Raw genomic sequence first — 17,750 nt, forward strand, 5'->3', positions numbered from 1 at the left:
TATCTTTCGGCACCGGGCGAGGCTGAAGGGGACTTTCCCCGCGTCTTACGCGGTGAAGGACGCTTTCGTCGCGTGGCATGCGGGGAAAGTCCCCTTCGGCCCCTCGCCTAGGACGAGACGGGCAGCGGCGCTTCGGCGTCCCAGCGGCGGCGCCGGATCTGCACCGGGATCGCCTCGCCGCGGGCCTCGGCTTCGAACAGCAAGGCGCGGGTGCGCCGCCACCACACGAGCATCCGGAAGGTGCCGAACGCGAGCACCGCGATGACCGAAAGCAGCGCCAGGCGGAACGTGCCGCCCGTCCATTCCAGCAGCACGCCGACCGCGAGAGCCGAGATCGTCGTGGCCACGAATCCGCCGACGTTCACCACCCCGGTCGCGGTGCCCACGCGCGAGAGCGGGTTGTAGTCCCGTGCCAGCGCGAAACCGATCATCGACGCGGGACCGCCCAGGGAAAGGAACGCGAACACGGGGACCAGGACGGCGACCGGCATCGTCCCGCTCCAGCCGAGCAGGATCGCCCACATCACCGCGGCGCCGCCGATGTACCCGCCGACGAGCGGCATCCGCAGCGACGGGCGCCGTCCGATCAGCCCGCCGATCACCGGGCCGCCGATCATCGAGCCGAACACGAACACGATCAGCAGCGAACTCGCGGTGGCCTTCGGATATCCCTGCCCCTGCACCAGGAACGGGACACCCCACAGCATGGTCAGCACGTTGGGCGCGAACATCGTGCTGAAGTGGACCCAGAACCCCAGCCGGGTGCCCGGCGTTCGCCACGCCTCGGCGACCTGGCGGCCCAGCACCTTCGGGTGGACCTTTTCGCGCACGGGCTCCGGCATGCCGCGCGGGGTGTCTTCGACGCGGAGAGCGACGACCGCCGTGTAGAGCGCCGTCACCAGGCCGACGGCCAGGAACGTCGAGGTCCAGCCGGGGCCGTCGAGCAGCAGGCCCAGCGGGAGGGTCGCGGCGAGGTTGCCGACGTACCCGATCGCGCCGGTCAGGGCGGCGAGCAGGGCGTACTGGCGGCCGGGGAAATGCGCGGCGATCAGCCGCAGGATGCTCACGAAGGTCAGGGCGTCCCCGAAACCGACGACGGCACGGGCGAGCAGGCCGAGCGGGTAGGAATCCGCGATCGCGAGCAGGATCTGGCCGAGCCCGAGGAAGAACACGGCACCGGTGAGCACCCGTCGCGGGCCGTAGCGGTCGACGAGGACGCCGGTGGGGATCTGCATCGCAGCGTAGACGCCGACCTGCAGGACGGTGAACGTGCCGAGCGCGGCCGCGCCGACACCGAACCGGTCGGCGGCCTGGAGCCCGGCGACGCCGAACGAGGTGCGGTGGAAGACGGCGAGGAGATAGACGGTGACGGCGGCGAACCAGATGAACCAGGACCGGCGGGTGGCTCGGCCTGTCACAGTGTTTCCTCCTCGGAACGGTTTCGGGCGCAAGGACGCCCGCACTGCCGCCCCATATAGTTGTAGCTCCTAAGCAACGGTGAAACATACCCGTTACCCGGGTGGTTTTCGCCACAGCGCGGGCCGCCACCACCGCGTTTCGTCCTCTGAACGCGGTGGTTGCACGCGCAAGGACCGCATCCAGAGGACTAAACGCGGACTGCGCCCTCCACGGCCCACCGGCCAGAGCGCCACCGCACCAGCAGGGTCGCCAGCCGCAGCAGCATGAACAGCGAGAGGCCGGTCCAGATCCCGGCCAGCCCCCAGCCGAAGGCGAGCGACAGCCAGATCAGCGGCAGGAATCCCACCGCCGCGCTCAGCAGGGTCGCGTTGCGCAGGAACGCGGCGTCGCCCGCGCCGAGCAGGACGCCGTCCAGCGCGAACACCACCCCGGCGATCGGTTGCAGCGCGACGAAGAACCACCAGGCGTGCGGGATCTGGCCGAGTACGGCCGCGTCCGAGGTGAACACTCGCGGCAGCACCCCGGCCACCGACGCGAACACGACACCGAGGAAGCAGCCGAACACCAGGCCGTAGACGGTGATCTGGTTCGACACCCCGCGCGCCCGTTTGCTCGCCCCGGCGCCGAGCGCGGCGCCCACGAGCGACTGCGCGGCGATCGCGAGCGAGTCCAGCACCAGCGCGAGGAACGTCCACAGCTGCAGCACGACCTGGTGCGCACCGACGGCCTCGGTGGACGTCCGCGCGGCGACCGCGGCGGCGGAGACGAAGCACGCCTGGAACGCGAGGCTGCGCAGCACCAGATCCCGGCCGAGGCCGAGCTGGGCGCGCATCACCTTCGGCTCCGGGCGCAGCGGCACCCGCTCTCGCACGAGGGCCGCGACGAACAGCGACGCCGAGATCACCTGCGCGACGACGTTCGCGATCGCCGAACCTTCCAGCCCCCAGTCCGCGCCGTACACCAGCACCGGGCACAGTACGGCCGAGATCCCGTTGCCCGCCAGGACGTAGCGCAACGGTTTCGCGGAGTCCTGCACGCCGCGCATCCAGCCGTTGCCCGCCATCGTGATCAGGATGAACGGCGTGCCGAACAGGGCGATCCGCAGCCAGGAGACGGCGGCGTCGGTGATCGCGGCGTCCCCGGACAGGACCCGGGCGATCGGCGCGACCAGCAGCTGCCCGGCGACGATCACCACCAGCCCGACGATCACCGCCAGCCACGTCGCCTGGACGCCTTCGCGGACCGCGTCGCCACGACGGCCGGCGCCGTGCAACCGCGCCGTGCGCGACGTGGTGCCGTACGACAGGAACGTCAGCTGGCTCGAAACCTGCGACAGCACGACACCGCCGACGGCGAGACCGGCCAGCGGCAGCGCGCCGAGATGCCCGACGACGGCCGTGTCCACCAGGACGTACAGCGGTTCGGCGGCGAGGACGCCGAGCGCGGGCACGGCGAGGCCGAGTACGCGTTTCGGCGGGACGCGCTCGTCGGATCCGGAAGCTTCAGGCACCACCGCAGACTAAAGGTCTGGTACGACAGTCCCATCCGCCGGACCGAAGCGGGAGTGCTTCACCCCGGTGGCGAACGCCCAGTACCGGTCGCCGTAGGACCAGTGCCACCATTCGCTCGGATAGTTCACGAAACCCGTCGTGGTCATCGCGTCGATGAGCGTTTCCCGGTTCGCGCGCGCTTCGGGGCCGATCAGCGCGGACTCGGTGAAGCATTCCGTCCCATACTCCGGCGGCGTCGCGTTCACTTCGGTCCCCATCGGCAGTTCGACGCCGTCGACGGTGCACAGCGTGAGATCCACCGCTCCCCCGGCGACATGCGGCGCGACTTCGGGCGGCGACACGTAGGTGGCGGCTTCGGCGGCCACCTGTCCGGACGACCAGTCCGGGTTGGCGCGCGCGATCCGGGCCATGCTGTCCGCGAAGTACCGCTCCTGCGTTTCCCTCGGCCGGAATCCCTCGACGACGAGCAGCCGGAGCCCGCGCGGGAGCTGGCATTGCGCCGCGACGAGCCGGTCCGCGACGCTGAGCCGCACGTGCGCGAAGGCGCCCCGTTCGTCGGCGAGCCTGGGGTCGATCCGGATGGCGCCGGTTTCGCGCAGGTCCACCAAGGGTTCTCCGCACTCCCGGACGGGTACGGCGGCGATGCGGGGATCCGACAACGACACGAACGAAGACATGGGCCCCACTGTCCACCAGCGTCCTTCAGGAACGCTGTAACCCGGCTACAGCGGAGAGTTCCCGGTACTCGCGGGCACCGTAGGTCCGGAAGATCTCGCAGGCCTCCGTGGTCATCCGCCGCCCGGCCGGTGCGTCGCCGAGCGCGTCGTGGACCTCCGCGAGCGTGCGCAGGGTCCGTGCCCGGAACAGTTCGGCGCGCAGGTCGGTCCACCGCTGGAGCGCATCCTCCAGGCAGCCCTTCGCCTGGTACAACCGGCCTTCGGCGAGATGCACCTCCCCGACGACGCGAAGAGTGCACGCGTGGCCGAAGGCGTCGCCGAGTTCACGGCAGACCTCCAGCGCGTTCTCCGCGAACCGCCGCGCCGCGACCGAATCGCCGCGCCGCAGCAACGCCTTGGCCAGCGCGCGTTCGGAATACGCCGCCAGCATCCGGTCCTCGGTGCCCTCGAACACCGCGAGCGCGGCACGCGCGAACTCTTCGGCTTCGGCCCACTCGCCGCGCGCCCGGTGGTACAGCGACAGGCTGCGCAGCGTCAGCCCCTCGCCGCGCCGGGAGCCCGCCGCCGCGAACGACGCCCGCGCCTCGGTCAGCGCGGTCAGCGCTCCCGGGTATTCGCCCAGCTCCAGCCGCACCGTGCCGGCCAGCCGGTGGACGTGGCCCATCGCCCCCGGATCGTCCAGCCCGGACCACATCCGCCCGGCCCGGTCCAGGAAGTGCACCGCCTCGGGCAGGTAGCCCTGCTCACGGCAGGCGGCGCCGAGCGCGGCGAGAGTGGCGGCCTCGCCGCGGACGTCACCGGCGGCGCGGAACATCGACAGCGCCTGGCTCAGATGCGCGCGGGACCGGGGGAAATCGTCGTGCTCGTAGTACAGCTGCCCGAGCCCCGCCAGCAGAGTCGCCTCGCCCAGGGCGTTTTCGGTGCGGCGGGCGGCGGTGAGCGCCGCGTCGTGGGTGCGGCGCCATGAGCCGAGCGAATCGTCGAGGACCCGGTTGTGCCCGCCGAACGCGGTGCCGCACAAGGCGGACGAGAGTCCGACCGCGATGTCGACCAGATCCAGTGCCGCCGCCAACTCGACGGCGGTGGTCATCGCCTCCTCCTCGGCGCGGAACCATTCGTACGGCCTGGCCACCACCCGCCGGGCGATCTCCTCCCCGACGGGACGGCCCAGCCGGGAAGTGCCCTGGATCGACGGCACGACCGGCGGCAGGGTCTCGTTGATCCGTTCGACCAGCCAGATCCAGCCGCCGAGCACCCGCTCGACGGCGGCGGCCCGGTCCGCGGCCGTCTCCTCCGCCACGGCCCGTTCCAGCGCGAACAGGCGGACCAGGTCGTGCAGCCGATACCGCATGAGCCCCAAGGGATCCACGCCGTCGACTTCGAGCAGTGACACGTCGACGAGGTCTTCGAGCACCTGCTCCGCGTCGTCCGGATCGGCTTCCATCGCCGCCGCGGCGACCCACGCGGGGAACTGCGCGAGACCGAGCATTCCCAGCCGTCGCAACGCGATCCGCGCCGCCTTGGGCAGGAGCGTGTAGCTCAGGTTGATACTGGCCCGCACCTCCTGGTCGCCGACCACCAGTTCGTCGAGGCGGCGCTGCTCCTGGGCGAGGCGGTTCGCCAGCCGGGACAGCGACCACTGCCGCCGGGACACCAGCCGCGCGCCGGCGACGCGGATCGCGAGCGGCAACTGGCCGCACAGTTCGGTGATCTCGGCGGCCGAAGCGGGCTCGGTGCTCGCGCGTTCGGCCCCGACGATGCGGGTGAGCAGATCGAGCGCGGCGTCCGCGGGCAGCACCCCCAGCTCGCAGAAGGCCGCACCGGCGAGCGCGGGAAGCCGGTTGCGCGACGTGACGACCACCGCGCACCCCGGGCCGCCGGGCAGCAGCGGCCGCACCTGTGCCTCGTTCGCGGCGTCGTCGAGCACGACGAGCGTGCGGGTGCCGGCGAGCACCGTCCGGTAGCGGGCGACCCGTTCGTCGAGCGAGCCGGGCGGCGTCGTCGCGGGATCGAAGTCGCGCAGGACGCGGCCGAGTATTTCTTCGGCGGTGGCGGGGCTGTCGGTGGAGCCGTGGAGTTCGAGGTGCAGCTGCCCGTCGGGGAAGTGCTCGGCGATCTCGTGCGCGACCCGGTGCGCCAAGGTGGACTTGCCGACGCCGCCCGCGCCGGAGACGACGGCGACCGGCATCCCGCCGGGCCGTACCAAGGTCGCGCGCAGCGCCGCGAGCTCGGGCGCCCGGCCGGTGAAATCCGGTGGCGGCGACGGCAGTTGCCGGGGCGTGCGGGAGGTGACGGCCGGGAGCAGGGCGGTGTCGGAACGCAGGATCGATTCGTGCACCTGGCGCAGCTCCGGGCCGGGATCGATGCCGAGCTCGTCGGCTAGCACCTTCCGGCCGCGTTCGTAGGCTTCCAGCGCTTCGGCCTGCCGTCCGGACCGGTACAACGCGATCATGAGGCCGCCGCGCAGCCGTTCCCGCGTGGGATGCAGGGAGACCAGTTCGGTGAGTTCCGCGAGCAGCCGCGGCCCTTGCCCCGCCGCCAGGTCCGCGTCGACCCGCTCTTCGGTGACGGTCAGCCGCAGCTCGTCCAGCCTGGTCGCTTCGGCGCGCAGGAACGACTCGCCGATCCCGCCGAGCGCGGGCCCCCGCCACAGGGCGAGACCGGTGCGGAAGAGGTCCGCCGCCTCGGCGTGGTCCCCGCTCTGCGCGGCCCGCCGTCCCCGTTCCACCAGCTGTTCGAACATGCGCACGTCGAGGGCGTCCTCGGCGACGTCGGCGCGGTAGCCGTTCCGATCGGACACGATGACCTGCGGCGACCCCGCCGCGTCGAACGCGCGGCGCAGCGTCGCGACATACGTCTGCACCACCGCGCGGGCCGTCGTGGGCGGCTCCTCGCCCCAGACCACGCCGATCAGCCGTTCGGCGGGCACGGTCCGGCCGTGGCCCAGCAGCAGCGCGGCGAGCAGCGTGCGCGGTTTGACCCCCGGGAGCGCGATCGGCCCCGACGGGCCCGCCACCTCCATCGGCCCGAGCAGAGAAAACCTCATCCGTCCCTCCCCCAGAGCGGATCCGCCTCCAGCGCGCCCCCTCGCTGTAGCCCGCGTTGAAGCGTGGCTACAGCGGCCTCCCGGAGCCTCTGTGTCGTCCACTCCACATCATGCTCAGGAAAGGTCGTCATGAACAGCTCCGGTTCTCCCAGAGCGGTCCGGTTCGCCTCCGCATTCATGGCCCTCGTGACACTCGTCGCAGGCTTGCTCACGTTCGGCACGCGGAACGAGGCGAGTGCGGCGTCCACGGTGGGCGGCGCGATCTCCCGCGCCGAGATCATCGCCCGCGCCAAGTACTGGTACGACCGGGGCGACACCTGGTACAGCCAGGACCAGTCGGACGCGATCTCCGACGGCACCGGCGGCAAGTACCGGCCCGACTGCTCCGGCCTGGTGGCGATGGCCTGGCATCTGCCCAAGAAATCCGACGGCTGGGATCTCAACACCGGCGACTTCGAGTCGTATTCGCACAAGTCCTGGCTGCCGAGCCTGCACGATCTGCTGCCCGGTGACGCGCTGCTCAAGAACGGTCACATCGAGCTGTTCGAGAAGTGGGTCGACCCCAAGGACCACTCGGCGGGCGCCTGGGTCTACTCCGAGAACGACTACGGCCAGAAGACCAACCACAACACCAACTCCTGGTCGGAGATGACCACCTACCGCGGCATCCGCTACGACAAGGTCATCGAAAAGTCGCTCGACGGCGGGGACTTCGACGGCAACGGCGCGGGCGACATCTACGCGACCGGCACCGGGACGTTGACGATCTGGAACGGCAAGGGCAACAACAACTTCGGCACCGCCGATCCGATCGGCGGCGGCTGGGAAGGCTTCACCCGGCCCGCGGCCGGCGACTTCAACAAAGACGGCAAAACCGACCTCGCCGCCGTGAAGAACGGCACCCTCTACGTCTGGAACGGCAAAGGCGGCAACAAGTTCGGCGCCGCCGACGCCGTGGGCAGCGGCTGGGAACCCTTCACCGCGCCCGTCGCCGGAGACTTCAACAACGACGGCATCAGCGATCTCTCCGCCGTCAAGGACGGCACCCTCTACATCTGGAACGGCAAAGGCGCCAACCACTTCACCCCCGCAGACACCATCGGCGGCGGATGGGAACCCTTCACCGCACCCATCGCGGGCGACTTCAACAACGACGGCAAAACCGACCTCGCCGCGGTCCGCGACGACAGCACGCTCTACATCTGGAACGGCAAGGGCAGCAACAAATTCGGCGACGCCGACGCCATCGGCGGCGGCTGGACCAACTACCACCGCACCCTGATGTCGCTGGGCGACGTCAACAAGGACGGCCACACCGACATCGGCGCCGTCGACCAGACCACCGGCACCTTCTATCTCTGGAACGGCAAGGGCGCCAACAAGTTCGGCGCGGCCGACGCGCTCGGCGGCGGCTGGCTTCCGCACTTCTGACCGTTCCGTCCCCACCACACGACCTTGGAGGGTCGACCAGTGTCGAAGAACTTCACCCGCCGTGCGACCACGGCAGCCCTGACCGTCTTCGCGATCACCGCCCTGTCCCCCGTCGCGCACGCCGAAGAGGAACCGGCCGGCTTGGTGACCGCCGCGTACGCGACCGCGCCGTGCGACCGCTCGGGCACCACCAGCGAGGACGCCGCCCTGGCCACGCGGCTCAACGGCACCCTGACCGCGAAGATGCGGGGATACCTGACCGCGTACCGGATGTCGTGCGCCCGCATGGTCGTCGATGCCGTGCGCGATCGCGGGCTGAGCCAGAGAGCCGCGGCCATCGCCATCGCCACCGTGATCGTGGAGACGAGCCTCCAGAACATCAGCGAGGAGGTCGACCACGACAGCCTCGGTCTGTTCCAGCAACGCGCGTCCTGGGGCAGCGCGGCGAACCGGCTCAACCCCGTCTGGGCCACCAACGCCTTCCTCGACAAGATGGTGCGCGTGTACCCGAACGGCTCGTGGAGCACGGCGCCGATCGGCGAGGTGTGCCAGGCGGTGCAGGTCTCGGCCTATCCGGACCGCTACCAGACCGAGGCCGGTGACGCGCAGAAGATCGTCAGCGCGTTGTGGCAGCGCTCGGTCGCGGACGGCGCGGACTTCGACGGCAACGGCGCCGGTGACATCTACGCCACCGGCACCGGCACGCTGACGATCTGGAACGGCAAGGGCAACAACAACTTCACCGCGGCGGACGCGGTCGGCGGTGGCTGGGAAGGCTTCACTCGGCCCGCGGCCGGTGACTTCAACAAAGACGGCAAAACCGACCTCGCCGCCGTGAAGAACGGCACCCTCTACGTCTGGAACGGCAAGGGCGGCAACAAGTTCGGCGCCGCCGACGCCGTGGGCAGCGGCTGGGAACCCTTCACCGCACCTGTCGCCGGAGACTTCAACAACGACGGCATCAGCGATCTCTCCGCCGTCAAGGACGGCACCCTCTACATCTGGAACGGCAAAGGCGCCAACCACTTCACCCCCGCAGACACCATCGGCGGCGGATGGGAACCCTTCACCGCACCCATCGCGGGCGACTTCAACAACGACGGCAAAACCGACCTCGCCGCGGTCCGCGACGACAGCACGCTCTACATCTGGAACGGCAAGGGCAGCAACAAATTCGGCGAGGCCGACGCCATCGGCGGCGGCTGGGGCGACTACCACGCCACGCTGATGTCGCTCGGAGACGTCGACCAGGACGGCCACACCGACATCGGCGCCGTCAGCAAGACCAGCGGCACGCTGTACCTCTGGAACGGCAAGGGCGCCAACAGGTTCGGCGCGGCCGACGCGCTCGGCGGCGGCTGGCTCCCGCATTTCTGAGGCGACCCCGGTCCGCGCCCGGCCCCGGGCGCGGACCGATCGCTCAGCGGAGGAACGGTTCGTAGCGCCGCTGCTGGCGCAGCGCCTCGATCTGCTGCGTGGTGTCGAGCGAGACACCGACCAGGAAGACGAGGACCACCTGCACGGTCACCCCGGCGACGAGCAGCGTCGGGCCGACGCCCAGCAGGGCCAGACCGGCGACCGGGATCAGCGCGACCACTCCCAAGCCGAACGCCCCGAAGGCGATGATCCTTCGGTTCACGTACTCGAGGTACTCGGCGGTCCAGTTCCCCGGCCGGATCCCGGGGACGAAACCGCCCACCCGCACCAGCTCGCCCGCCACCTTGTCCATGTCCTGCCGCACGGCCGCCCTCGCGAAGGCGAAGAGGCAGACGAGGACGAAGTAGGCCGCGATCCACCCGGGGCCTTCCAGGCCGAAGAAGAACACCGGCACCGACAGCAGCACCGCGGCGAGCACGGCCGGACTGTTCGCTTGGGGGAAGCGAAGGGGAATGTAGGACGGTGTCCCGCCGAAGGCGCGCCTGCCGATCATCCGCTTCGCGTACTGCACCGGGACGCGGCGCTGCCCCTGCGCGACGACGATCGTGATCACGGTGACCGACAGCGTCACCACGGCCATCACCACGACGGCGGCCCAGCCCGTCTTTTCGTACAGGCGCAGGAACTCCGGCGGCAGCACCACCAGGACCTGGGCGAACAGCAGGATCCGGACACCGTCGCCGAACCCGCGGTCGGTGATCAGCTCGGTCAGCCGCTGGACCAGCGCGGTGCCCGCGGTCAGGCACGCCACCGTCACGGCTCCGTCCAGGACGTCCGGTCCGCCGGAGACGACCACGCCCACGGCGCCCAGCAGGCCGAGCACGACGACGAGCCGCCGCCGGTACCGCTTCAGCATCCGGGCGCCGGCTTCCCCTTCAGCCCGGAGTGCGGCCAGCCGCGGGATCAGGACGATCAGCGCTCGCAGGACGAACGGGGCGGCCAGGCAGGGCAGGACCCCGAACCCGAACACCGTGGCCAGGCGGCCGCCGGTGAGAAGGTCGAGGATCCACCGCAACGAGTGATCGACCAGCGGCAGGCGGGCCGTCTGAGGCATGGGCAGGCTCTGGCCGAGCCGGAACAGCACGATCACGCCCAGCGTGACCAGGATCCGGCGGCGGAGTGAGGTTCGGTCGTTCATCGTGGCCCACGTTAGGAACCACCGATGAAATTACGATGACACCGCCCGTCGGTCAGAGCAGCGGCGCCCTCGACAAGGCTTCCCGGAGCTTGCCGAGCACCTCGTCCGCCGTGCCCTCCGCGGTGCACCCGGCGGCCTGGCGATGTCCTCCGCCGCCCAGCTCCCCGGCCGCGGCCGACACGTCGACGCCACCCGCCGAACGCAGCGAGACCGTCCACCGCTGTCGCGGGCCGATCGGTGCGGCCTCCTTGAGCACCACGGCGACCCCGGCCTCGCGAACGGACCGGACGACGTCGACGACCGCTTCGACCTCCTCGGCACGGACGGACCGCGCGGCGTCGAGCGTCACGACCGCGTGCGCGAGGCCGAAGCCGCGCGCCTCGTCCGGTTCGAGCCGGGCTCCCGCGAGGACGTCCGAAAGCATCGGCAGCCACGCGAACGGGTGGTCGTCGACGATCTCGCGGACCACCTTGTCCGGGTCGACCCCGGCTTCGAGCAGCTTCGCGGCCATCAGATGGGTGGAGGGCCGGGCCCGGCGGAACCCGCTCGTGTCGGTGACGAGCCCCGCGTACAGGCACCGCGCGATCGGCTCGTCGATCTCGGCACCGAGCTCCTCCAGCAACGCGAACACGAGGACCGCGGTGGCTTCGGCGGTGTCGTCGACGACGTGGTGCGTGCCGTAGAAGACGTTGGACGCGTGGTGGTCGATCACCAGGACGTCGCCTCCCGCCGCGCGGACGGCGTCCACCCGCGGCGCGAGTTTCCCGAGCCTGCCCGGCGTGGGCGTGTCGAGCGCGATCAAGAGCCGTTCGCTCTCCGGCAGCTCGCTCGCGGGGACGTAGAGCCCGCCCTCGTCCAGGCTCCGCAGGGTTTCGGGCATCTCCTCGGGCTCGCCGACGGAGACGCGGACCTCGGCACCTCGCTGCTGAAGCGCCCGGCCCAGTGCCAGCGCGCTGCCGAGCGCGTCGGCGTCCGGGCGGACATGGCCGAGGAGGGTCACGTCGGTGGCGCCTGCCAGGAGGGCGGCGGCTTCCTTCAGGTTCGGCACTGGAGTGGCTGTCACAATCAGTCAAGCTACGCTCTACCGGATGTCCGAGTACGCGATCCTGGTCTACCCGTCCGCCAACCGGGTCTACACCGACTCCACCCCGGCCCTCCTGCGCGCGGAGCTGGCGGTGTTCGGTCTGTCCGCTTTGGAGACCGAGATCTCCGAGATCGGCGAGACGGAACTCGGCGGCGTCGGCTACCTCACCTTCACCACGCCTGCCCCGCTGAGCGAACGCGATCTCGCGCTCCTTTCGAACCTTTCGGCGCTGTACGCGCTGTTCGAACGCGGCGACGGCGTCCTGAAGCCGGTGACGATCAGCCCGCTCGCGAACTTCGACTCGGATCTGCTGACCATCCAGAAATACCCCGGCAAGACGAACGAGCTGTTCACCAAGCTCCTCGTCAACGTCACGCTCCTGTCGATGGCGGACCCGGCCGCCATGCTGGACAAGCCGCTGCACCTGCTCGACCCGCTCTGCGGCCGCGGCACCACGCTGAACCAGGCGATGATGTACGGCTTCGACGCCACCGGCCTCGACGTCGACGGCAAGGACTTCGACGCCTACGAGATGTTCGTCAAGACCTGGCTGAAGCAGAAGCGGATCAAGCACAGCGCCGAATCCGGCCAGGTGCGCCGCAACAAGGTCCGGCTCGGCAGGCGGCTCGACATCGGCTTCGGGATCACCAAGGAGCGGTACAAGGCGGGCGAGGTGCGCAAGCTGAGCTACCTCAACTGCGACACACTCACCACCGACGAACTGCTGCGGCCGAACTCGGTGGACCTCATCGTCACCGACGCCCCGTACGGCGTGCAGCACGGCAGCCACCGCACCCAGGACGCGTCGCTCGCGCGCAGCCCGCGCGACCTGCTCGCCGCCGCGGTCCCGGTGTGGACGCGGGTGCTGCGCCCGGGCGGCGCGCTCGGCATCTCGTGGAACACCAACGTCGCGCCGCGCGAGGAGCTCGCCGCGATCCTGGACAAGGCGGGCCTGGAGGTCCGCGAGGACGGCCCGTACGCCGGCTTCGCCCACCGGGTGGACCAGGCGATCGTGCGAGACCTGATCGTCGCGTCGAAACCCGCCTGACCCCTTCTTCCGCGTTTCGCCCACTGAATGCGGTGGTCGGCATCGTGCACCAGGTCCGGGAAAGCCTCCGCCGCTACCTGTTCACGAGCCGGCCGGTGAGGGCGGGACGTGTCGCGAAAGCCACTTTCGGGACATCAGACGTCTCGAAAGTGGCTTTCGGGACACGGGAGCCGAAAGGCTCCGCGTTCAGGCGAGGCGCTCCCCCACGAACTTCAGCACGTCGGGCATGATCTCGCGCCAGTAGTCGTCGTTGTGCGCGCCCGGGGTCATCTTCGCGACGGCGGGATCCAGGGCCTTGATGAGTTTGCGGTCCGCGCGGGCGAAGGGATCCGAATTGCCGCACCACACCCCCGTCGATGCGGCGGAAAGGTCGCCGGTGTGCAGCAGCGGCTCATGCGATTCCCACTGCGCGCGATCCGCGAAGACCTTGCGGGACTTGGCATCGGGCCAGCTGACGAACAGCGCCGCGCTGGCGACGGCGACGGCCTTGAGGTTCTTGTGGTCGCGGGCGTAGCGCAGGGCGCCGAAGCCGCCCATCGAGATCCCGAACATCGCCGACGGCGGCCGCAGCTGGCGCTGGGCGAGCCAGCCGGGCAGCTCGTCGGACAGCATCCGCTGCGGGTCGTCGGCCTTGCCGACGTCCACCCAGTAATTGTCCCCGTCGACGGCGGCGACCGCGAAGCCGGGCAGCCCGGCCGCGACGGCCCGGTTCAGCGAGTCCTGCACGCCCAGGTTCAGGAACGTCCGGGCGTCGGCGCCGCGGCCGTGCAGGGCGACGCAGACCGGCATCCCGACCCGGGACACCCCGTCCGGCGCGATGATGACGAGGTTGACGTCACGGTTCCGCGCCGCCGACCGCATCTTCTGCACCGTGACCGCTTCGGTGAGCGGGGTCGGAGTGGTCGGCGGGGCCACCGGCGGCGGCCCCACCAGAGGTGGTTTCTCGGCGCCGCAAGCGGAAAGCAGCGCCGAGCCGCCGAGAGCCGCGGCTCCCAGCAGGAGACCACGCCGGCTCACGGCGTGGTCCGCTCCCTCAGCGACGGGTCTCCTCGTCGGCGAACTCATCGTCTTCGGCCTCTTCCCGCGGCGGCTTGTACGGGTCGGCTTCGCCGGCGTGCTGCGCCCCAGTGGCCCGCCGGGCGACCTCCGCATCGGCTTCCCGCGCCTTCGCGAGAAGATCCTCGATGCGCTTGGCGTCCTCAGGAATACTGTCGGCCACGAAGGCCAGCGTCGGAGTGTAGCGGACTCCAGTGCCCTGACCGACCTTCGTGCGCAGGACCCCGCGGGCGGATTCGAGCGCCGCCGCGGCACCGGCGTGGTCGGGCGTGGACTCCAGGTTCTCGCCGAGCACCGTGTAGTAGACCGTGGCGTCGTGCAGATCCGCCGTGATCTTCGTGTCGGTGATCGTCACGTGGTTGAGCCGCGGATCCTTGATGTCGTGCTCGATCGCGTGCGCGACGATCTGCGAGATCCGCTTGGCGAGCTTACGAGCCCGAGCGGGGTCGGCCATGGGGTTTCGTCTCCTCGAAAGATTTGCTCAGTCGTCCGGGCCGAGCAGCCGGTGGCGTGTGGAGAGCAGTTCGAACTCCGGTCTTCCGGCCACGAGGCGCTCACACGAGTCGAGCACGTCACGAACGTGCTCGCCACTCGCCGCGACCACGGCCACACCGATCAGCGCGCGCCGGTGCAGGTCTTGATGGCCGGCTTCGGCGACGGAGACGTCGAAACGCCTGCGCACCTCGGCCAGCACCGGTTTGATCACGGATCGCTTCTGCTTGAGCGAGTGGACGTCGCCCAGCAGGATGTCGAGCTCAAGAGCTCCTACGAACATGGGGGGTTCTGGGTTGTTTCGAAGGTGAAGCGGCGCTCCCCCGCCCAGATGCGGAGGAGCGCCGCCCGTGTCACTTACGCACGCGGCTTTTCGCGCTGCTCGTAGGTCTCGATGATGTCGCCGACCTTGAGGTCGCTGTACGACCCCAGCGTCAGACCACACTCGTACCCGTCGCGAACCTCGACCACGTCGTCCTTGAACCGCCGCAGCGAGCTGATCGGCAGGTTCTCGGCGATGACGGTCGCGTCGCGAAGCAGACGTGCCCGCGCGTTGCGGCGGATCTCGCCCGAGACGACGAGACAACCGGCGATGGTGCCGATCTTCGACGACTTGAAGACGTCGCGGATCTCCGCCTTGCCGAGCTCGACCTCTTCGTACTCCGGCTTGAGCATGCCCTTCAGAGCCTGCTCGATCTCCTCGATCGCCTGGTAGATGACCGTGTAGTACCGGACGTCGACGCCTTCGCGGGTGGCCCGCTCGGTCGCCTTGCCCTGCGCACGGACGTTGAAGCCCAGGACGATCGCGTCGGACGCGGTCGCCAGGTCGATGTCGGACTCGGTGACTCCACCGACACCGCGGTGCACGACGTTGAGTTCGACGTCGTCGCCGACCTCGAGCTGCACCAGCGAGGCTTCGAGCGCCTCGACGGTACCGGAGTTGTCACCCTTGATGATCAGGTTGAGGCTGTTCGTCTCCTTCAAGGCGGAGTCGAGGTCCTCGAGGCTGACCCGCTTGCGACGCGACGCGTTGAGGGCGTTGCGCGTCCGGGCGGAGCGGCGCTCGGCGATCTGCCGGGCGACGCGGTCCTCGTCGACCACCAGGAAGGTGTCGCCCGCACCCGGCACCGAGGTGAACCCGATGACCTGGACGGGACGCGACGGGTACGCCTCGGTGACGTCGACGTTGTGCTCGTCGACCATCCGGCGGACGCGGCCGTAGGCGTCACCCGCCACGACCGAGTCACCGACGCGCAGCGTGCCTCGCTGGACCAGCACCGTGGCCACCGGACCGCGGCCGCGGTCGAGGTGGGCCTCGATCGCGACACCCTGGGCCTCCATGTCCGGGTTGGCCCGGAGGTCCAGGGCGGCGTCGGCGGTCAGCAGGATCGCCTCGAGCAGGCCGTCGATGTTGATGTTCTGCCGCGCGGAGATCTCGACGAACATCGTGTCGCCGCCGTACTCCTCGGCGACCAGGCCGTACTCGGTCAGCTGCTGCCGGATCTTGTCCGGGTTCGCGCCTTCCTTGTCGATCTTGTTGATCGCGACCACGATCGGCGCCTTGGCGGCCTGCGCGTGGTTGATCGCCTCGACCGTCTGCGGCATCACACCGTCGTCGGCCGCCACCACGATCACCGCGATGTCGGTCGAGTTGGCACCACGGGCACGCATGGCGGTGAACGCCTCGTGACCCGGGGTGTCGATGAAGGTGATCAGGCGCGGGGTGCCCTCGAGCTCGGTCTCGATCTGGTAGGCGCCGATGTGCTGGGTGATGCCACCGGCTTCACCTTCGCGCACCTTCGTCTTGCGGATCGTGTCGAGCAGGCGGGTCTTACCGTGGTCGACGTGACCCATGATGGTCACGACCGGCGGGCGGACCTGCAGATCCTCTTCCTCACCCGCGTCTTCGCCGTAGGTGATGTCGAAGGTCTCGAGCAGCTCCCGGTCCTCTTCCTCGGGACTGACGACCTGAACGTTGTAGTTCATTTCGCCGCCGAGCAGTTCCAGGATGTCGTCGGACACCGACTGCGTCGCCGTGACCATCTCACCGAGGTGGAAGAGCACCTGCACCAGCGAAGCCGGGTTGGCGTCGATCTTCTCGGCGAAGTCGGTCAGCGAGGCACCACGCGGGAGACGGATCGTCTCGCCCTGCCCCTTGGGCAGACGGACACCACCGACGCTGGGCGCCTGCATGTTGTCCATGTACTCCTGGCGCTTCTGCCGCTTCGACTTGCGGCCCTTGCGCGAGGGGCCACCGGGACGCCCGAAGGCACCCGCGGTACCGCCACGGCCACCGGGGCCGCCACGACCGCCGCCGCCACCACGGAAGCCGCCGCCACCGGCCGGGGCGCCGCCCCCACCGGGACCGCCGCCACCGGGACGGAAACCGCCGCCACCGCCGCCGGGACGGAAACCGCCACCGCCGCCGCCACCACCGGGACCGCCGCGGAAACCTCCGCCGCCGCCACCGGGACCGCCACGAGCGCCGCCACCGGGTCCACCACGGGCTCCGCCGCCAGGACCACCACGGCCGCCACCGGGACCACCGGCCGGACGGGCCGGACGGCCCGGCATCATGCCGGGGTTCGGCCGCGGGGGCATGTTGCCCGGGCTCGGCCGGTTACCGCCGGGCGCGCCGCCACCGGGACGGGGAGCCGGACGGTCGCCGCCCTGGCCACCGCCGGGACGCGGCGGGCGGTTGTCGCCGCCCTGCTGGCCGCCACCGGGACGGGGGCCGGACGGACGCGGGGCCGGGGAACCGGAACCCACACCGAACGGGTTGTTGCCGACGCGCGGGGTGCGCGGGCCGGGCTTCGGACCGCCGGGCTTGGGGCCCTGCGGCTTGGGCGGCACGACCGAACCCTGCGACGGCGTCTGGGACGCGGGCGGGGTGGCCGGTGCCGGGGGGACGTCCTTGGCCGGTTCGGCCTTCTTCGGCTCGGCCGGAGCGGCCTTCGCCGCCGGAGCGACCTCTTCCTTGGGCGCCGGCGGCCGGGGGCCGGGGCGCGGACCCGGGCGGGCGCCCGGGGTGGCGGGCCGGGACGGCTGCTGCGCCGGAGCCGACGGAGCGGACGCCGCCGGGGCGGCCTCGGACTTCGCCGCGGGCGCGGGCTGAGCCTGCTTCGCGGCCGGAGCCGGGGCGGCGGGCTTCGCGGGAGGCGCGGGCGAAGGGCGCGGGCCGGGGGTCGGAACCGGCTTCTTCTTGCCGTCCTTCGACGGGTACGCGTCACGGAGACGGCGGGCGACCGGCGCCTCGACGGTGGACGACGCGGACTTCACGAACTCGCCCTGTTCCTTCAACTTGGCGAGAACTTCCTTGCTGGTGATGCCGAGCTCTTTCGCGAGCTCATGTACTCGGGCCTTGCCTGGCACAGCTCTCCTCATCTGGGGAGGCCGGCGGCAGACCCGCAG

Annotated in this window: 13 protein-coding genes; 3 read left to right on the forward strand and 10 right to left on the reverse strand. The window is 70.6% G+C overall.

Annotated elements, in window-relative coordinates; translation table 11 throughout:
• Positions 1–107: 107 nt before the first annotated feature.
• The 4 genes from MJQ72_RS05775 to MJQ72_RS05790 all read right to left on the reverse strand — a co-directional run bounded on the left by MJQ72_RS05775 (position 108) and on the right by MJQ72_RS05790 (position 6,653).
• Positions 108–1,418, reverse strand: coding sequence for a nitrate/nitrite transporter (locus MJQ72_RS05775; RefSeq protein WP_240598093.1), 1,311 nt, complete (start codon positions 1,416–1,418; stop codon positions 108–110).
• Positions 1,419–1,606: 188 nt separating this feature from the next.
• Positions 1,607–2,932 carry an MATE family efflux transporter gene (locus MJQ72_RS05780; RefSeq protein ID WP_240598094.1) on the reverse strand — a complete coding sequence of 442 codons (1,326 nt, stop codon included), beginning with the start codon at positions 2,930–2,932 and terminating at the stop codon, positions 1,607–1,609.
• Positions 2,933–2,938: 6 nt separating this feature from the next.
• Entirely contained in the window at positions 2,939–3,607 is a 669-nt protein-coding gene (locus MJQ72_RS05785) for a M15 family metallopeptidase (protein ID WP_240598095.1), read from the reverse strand.
• A 25-nt stretch (positions 3,608–3,632) separates the two neighbouring features.
• Positions 3,633–6,653 carry an AfsR/SARP family transcriptional regulator gene (locus MJQ72_RS05790; RefSeq protein ID WP_240598096.1) on the reverse strand — a complete coding sequence of 1,007 codons (3,021 nt, stop codon included), beginning with the start codon at positions 6,651–6,653 and terminating at the stop codon, positions 3,633–3,635.
• A gap of 177 nt (positions 6,654–6,830) precedes the next feature.
• On the opposite strand from MJQ72_RS05790, the gene MJQ72_RS05795 reads away from it, so the two are divergent.
• A complete protein-coding gene (locus MJQ72_RS05795; protein WP_240598097.1) occupies positions 6,831–8,084 on the forward strand; it encodes a VCBS repeat-containing protein in 1,254 nt (417 codons plus the stop codon).
• 39 nt (positions 8,085–8,123) lie between these two features.
• Positions 8,124–9,461, forward strand: coding sequence for a VCBS repeat-containing protein (locus tag MJQ72_RS05800; protein ID WP_240598098.1), 1,338 nt, complete (start codon positions 8,124–8,126; stop codon positions 9,459–9,461).
• A 43-nt stretch (positions 9,462–9,504) separates the two neighbouring features.
• On the opposite strand, the gene MJQ72_RS05805 is transcribed toward MJQ72_RS05800, so the two are convergent.
• Complete coding sequence (locus MJQ72_RS05805; protein ID WP_240598099.1) at positions 9,505–10,659, reverse strand: preprotein translocase subunit SecY; 1,155 nt, start codon at positions 10,657–10,659, stop codon at positions 9,505–9,507.
• Positions 10,660–10,711: 52 nt separating this feature from the next.
• Positions 10,712–11,707 (reverse strand): bifunctional oligoribonuclease/PAP phosphatase NrnA, encoded by a 996-nt coding sequence (locus tag MJQ72_RS05810; protein ID WP_240601260.1) that lies wholly within the window; start codon positions 11,705–11,707, stop codon positions 10,712–10,714.
• Positions 11,708–11,747: 40 nt separating this feature from the next.
• Between MJQ72_RS05810 and MJQ72_RS05815 the strand changes: the two genes are divergently transcribed.
• Positions 11,748–12,791, forward strand: a complete 1,044-nt coding sequence (locus MJQ72_RS05815; protein WP_240598100.1) for a TRM11 family methyltransferase — start codon at positions 11,748–11,750, stop codon at positions 12,789–12,791.
• Between the two features lie 186 nt (positions 12,792–12,977).
• Here the strand turns inward: MJQ72_RS05815 and MJQ72_RS05820 are convergent, their stop codons facing one another.
• The 4 genes from MJQ72_RS05820 to infB form a co-directional block, all read right to left on the reverse strand.
• Entirely contained in the window at positions 12,978–13,808 is an 831-nt protein-coding gene (locus MJQ72_RS05820) for an alpha/beta hydrolase family protein (protein ID WP_240598101.1), read from the reverse strand.
• 16 nt (positions 13,809–13,824) lie between these two features.
• Positions 13,825–14,301, reverse strand: a complete 477-nt coding sequence (gene rbfA, locus MJQ72_RS05825; protein ID WP_007029396.1) for a 30S ribosome-binding factor RbfA — start codon at positions 14,299–14,301, stop codon at positions 13,825–13,827.
• A gap of 27 nt (positions 14,302–14,328) precedes the next feature.
• Complete coding sequence (locus tag MJQ72_RS05830; RefSeq protein ID WP_240598102.1) at positions 14,329–14,622, reverse strand: DUF503 domain-containing protein; 294 nt, start codon at positions 14,620–14,622, stop codon at positions 14,329–14,331.
• 74 nt (positions 14,623–14,696) lie between these two features.
• The gene (gene infB, locus MJQ72_RS05835; protein WP_240598103.1) at positions 14,697–17,711 is read right to left on the reverse strand and encodes a translation initiation factor IF-2; all 3,015 of its coding nucleotides are present in this window, start codon (positions 17,709–17,711) and stop codon (positions 14,697–14,699) included.
• Positions 17,712–17,750 lie beyond the last annotated feature (39 nt).

It is taken from the genome of Amycolatopsis sp. EV170708-02-1 (genome assembly GCF_022479115.1).
Lineage (GTDB): Bacteria > Actinomycetota > Actinomycetes > Mycobacteriales > Pseudonocardiaceae > Amycolatopsis.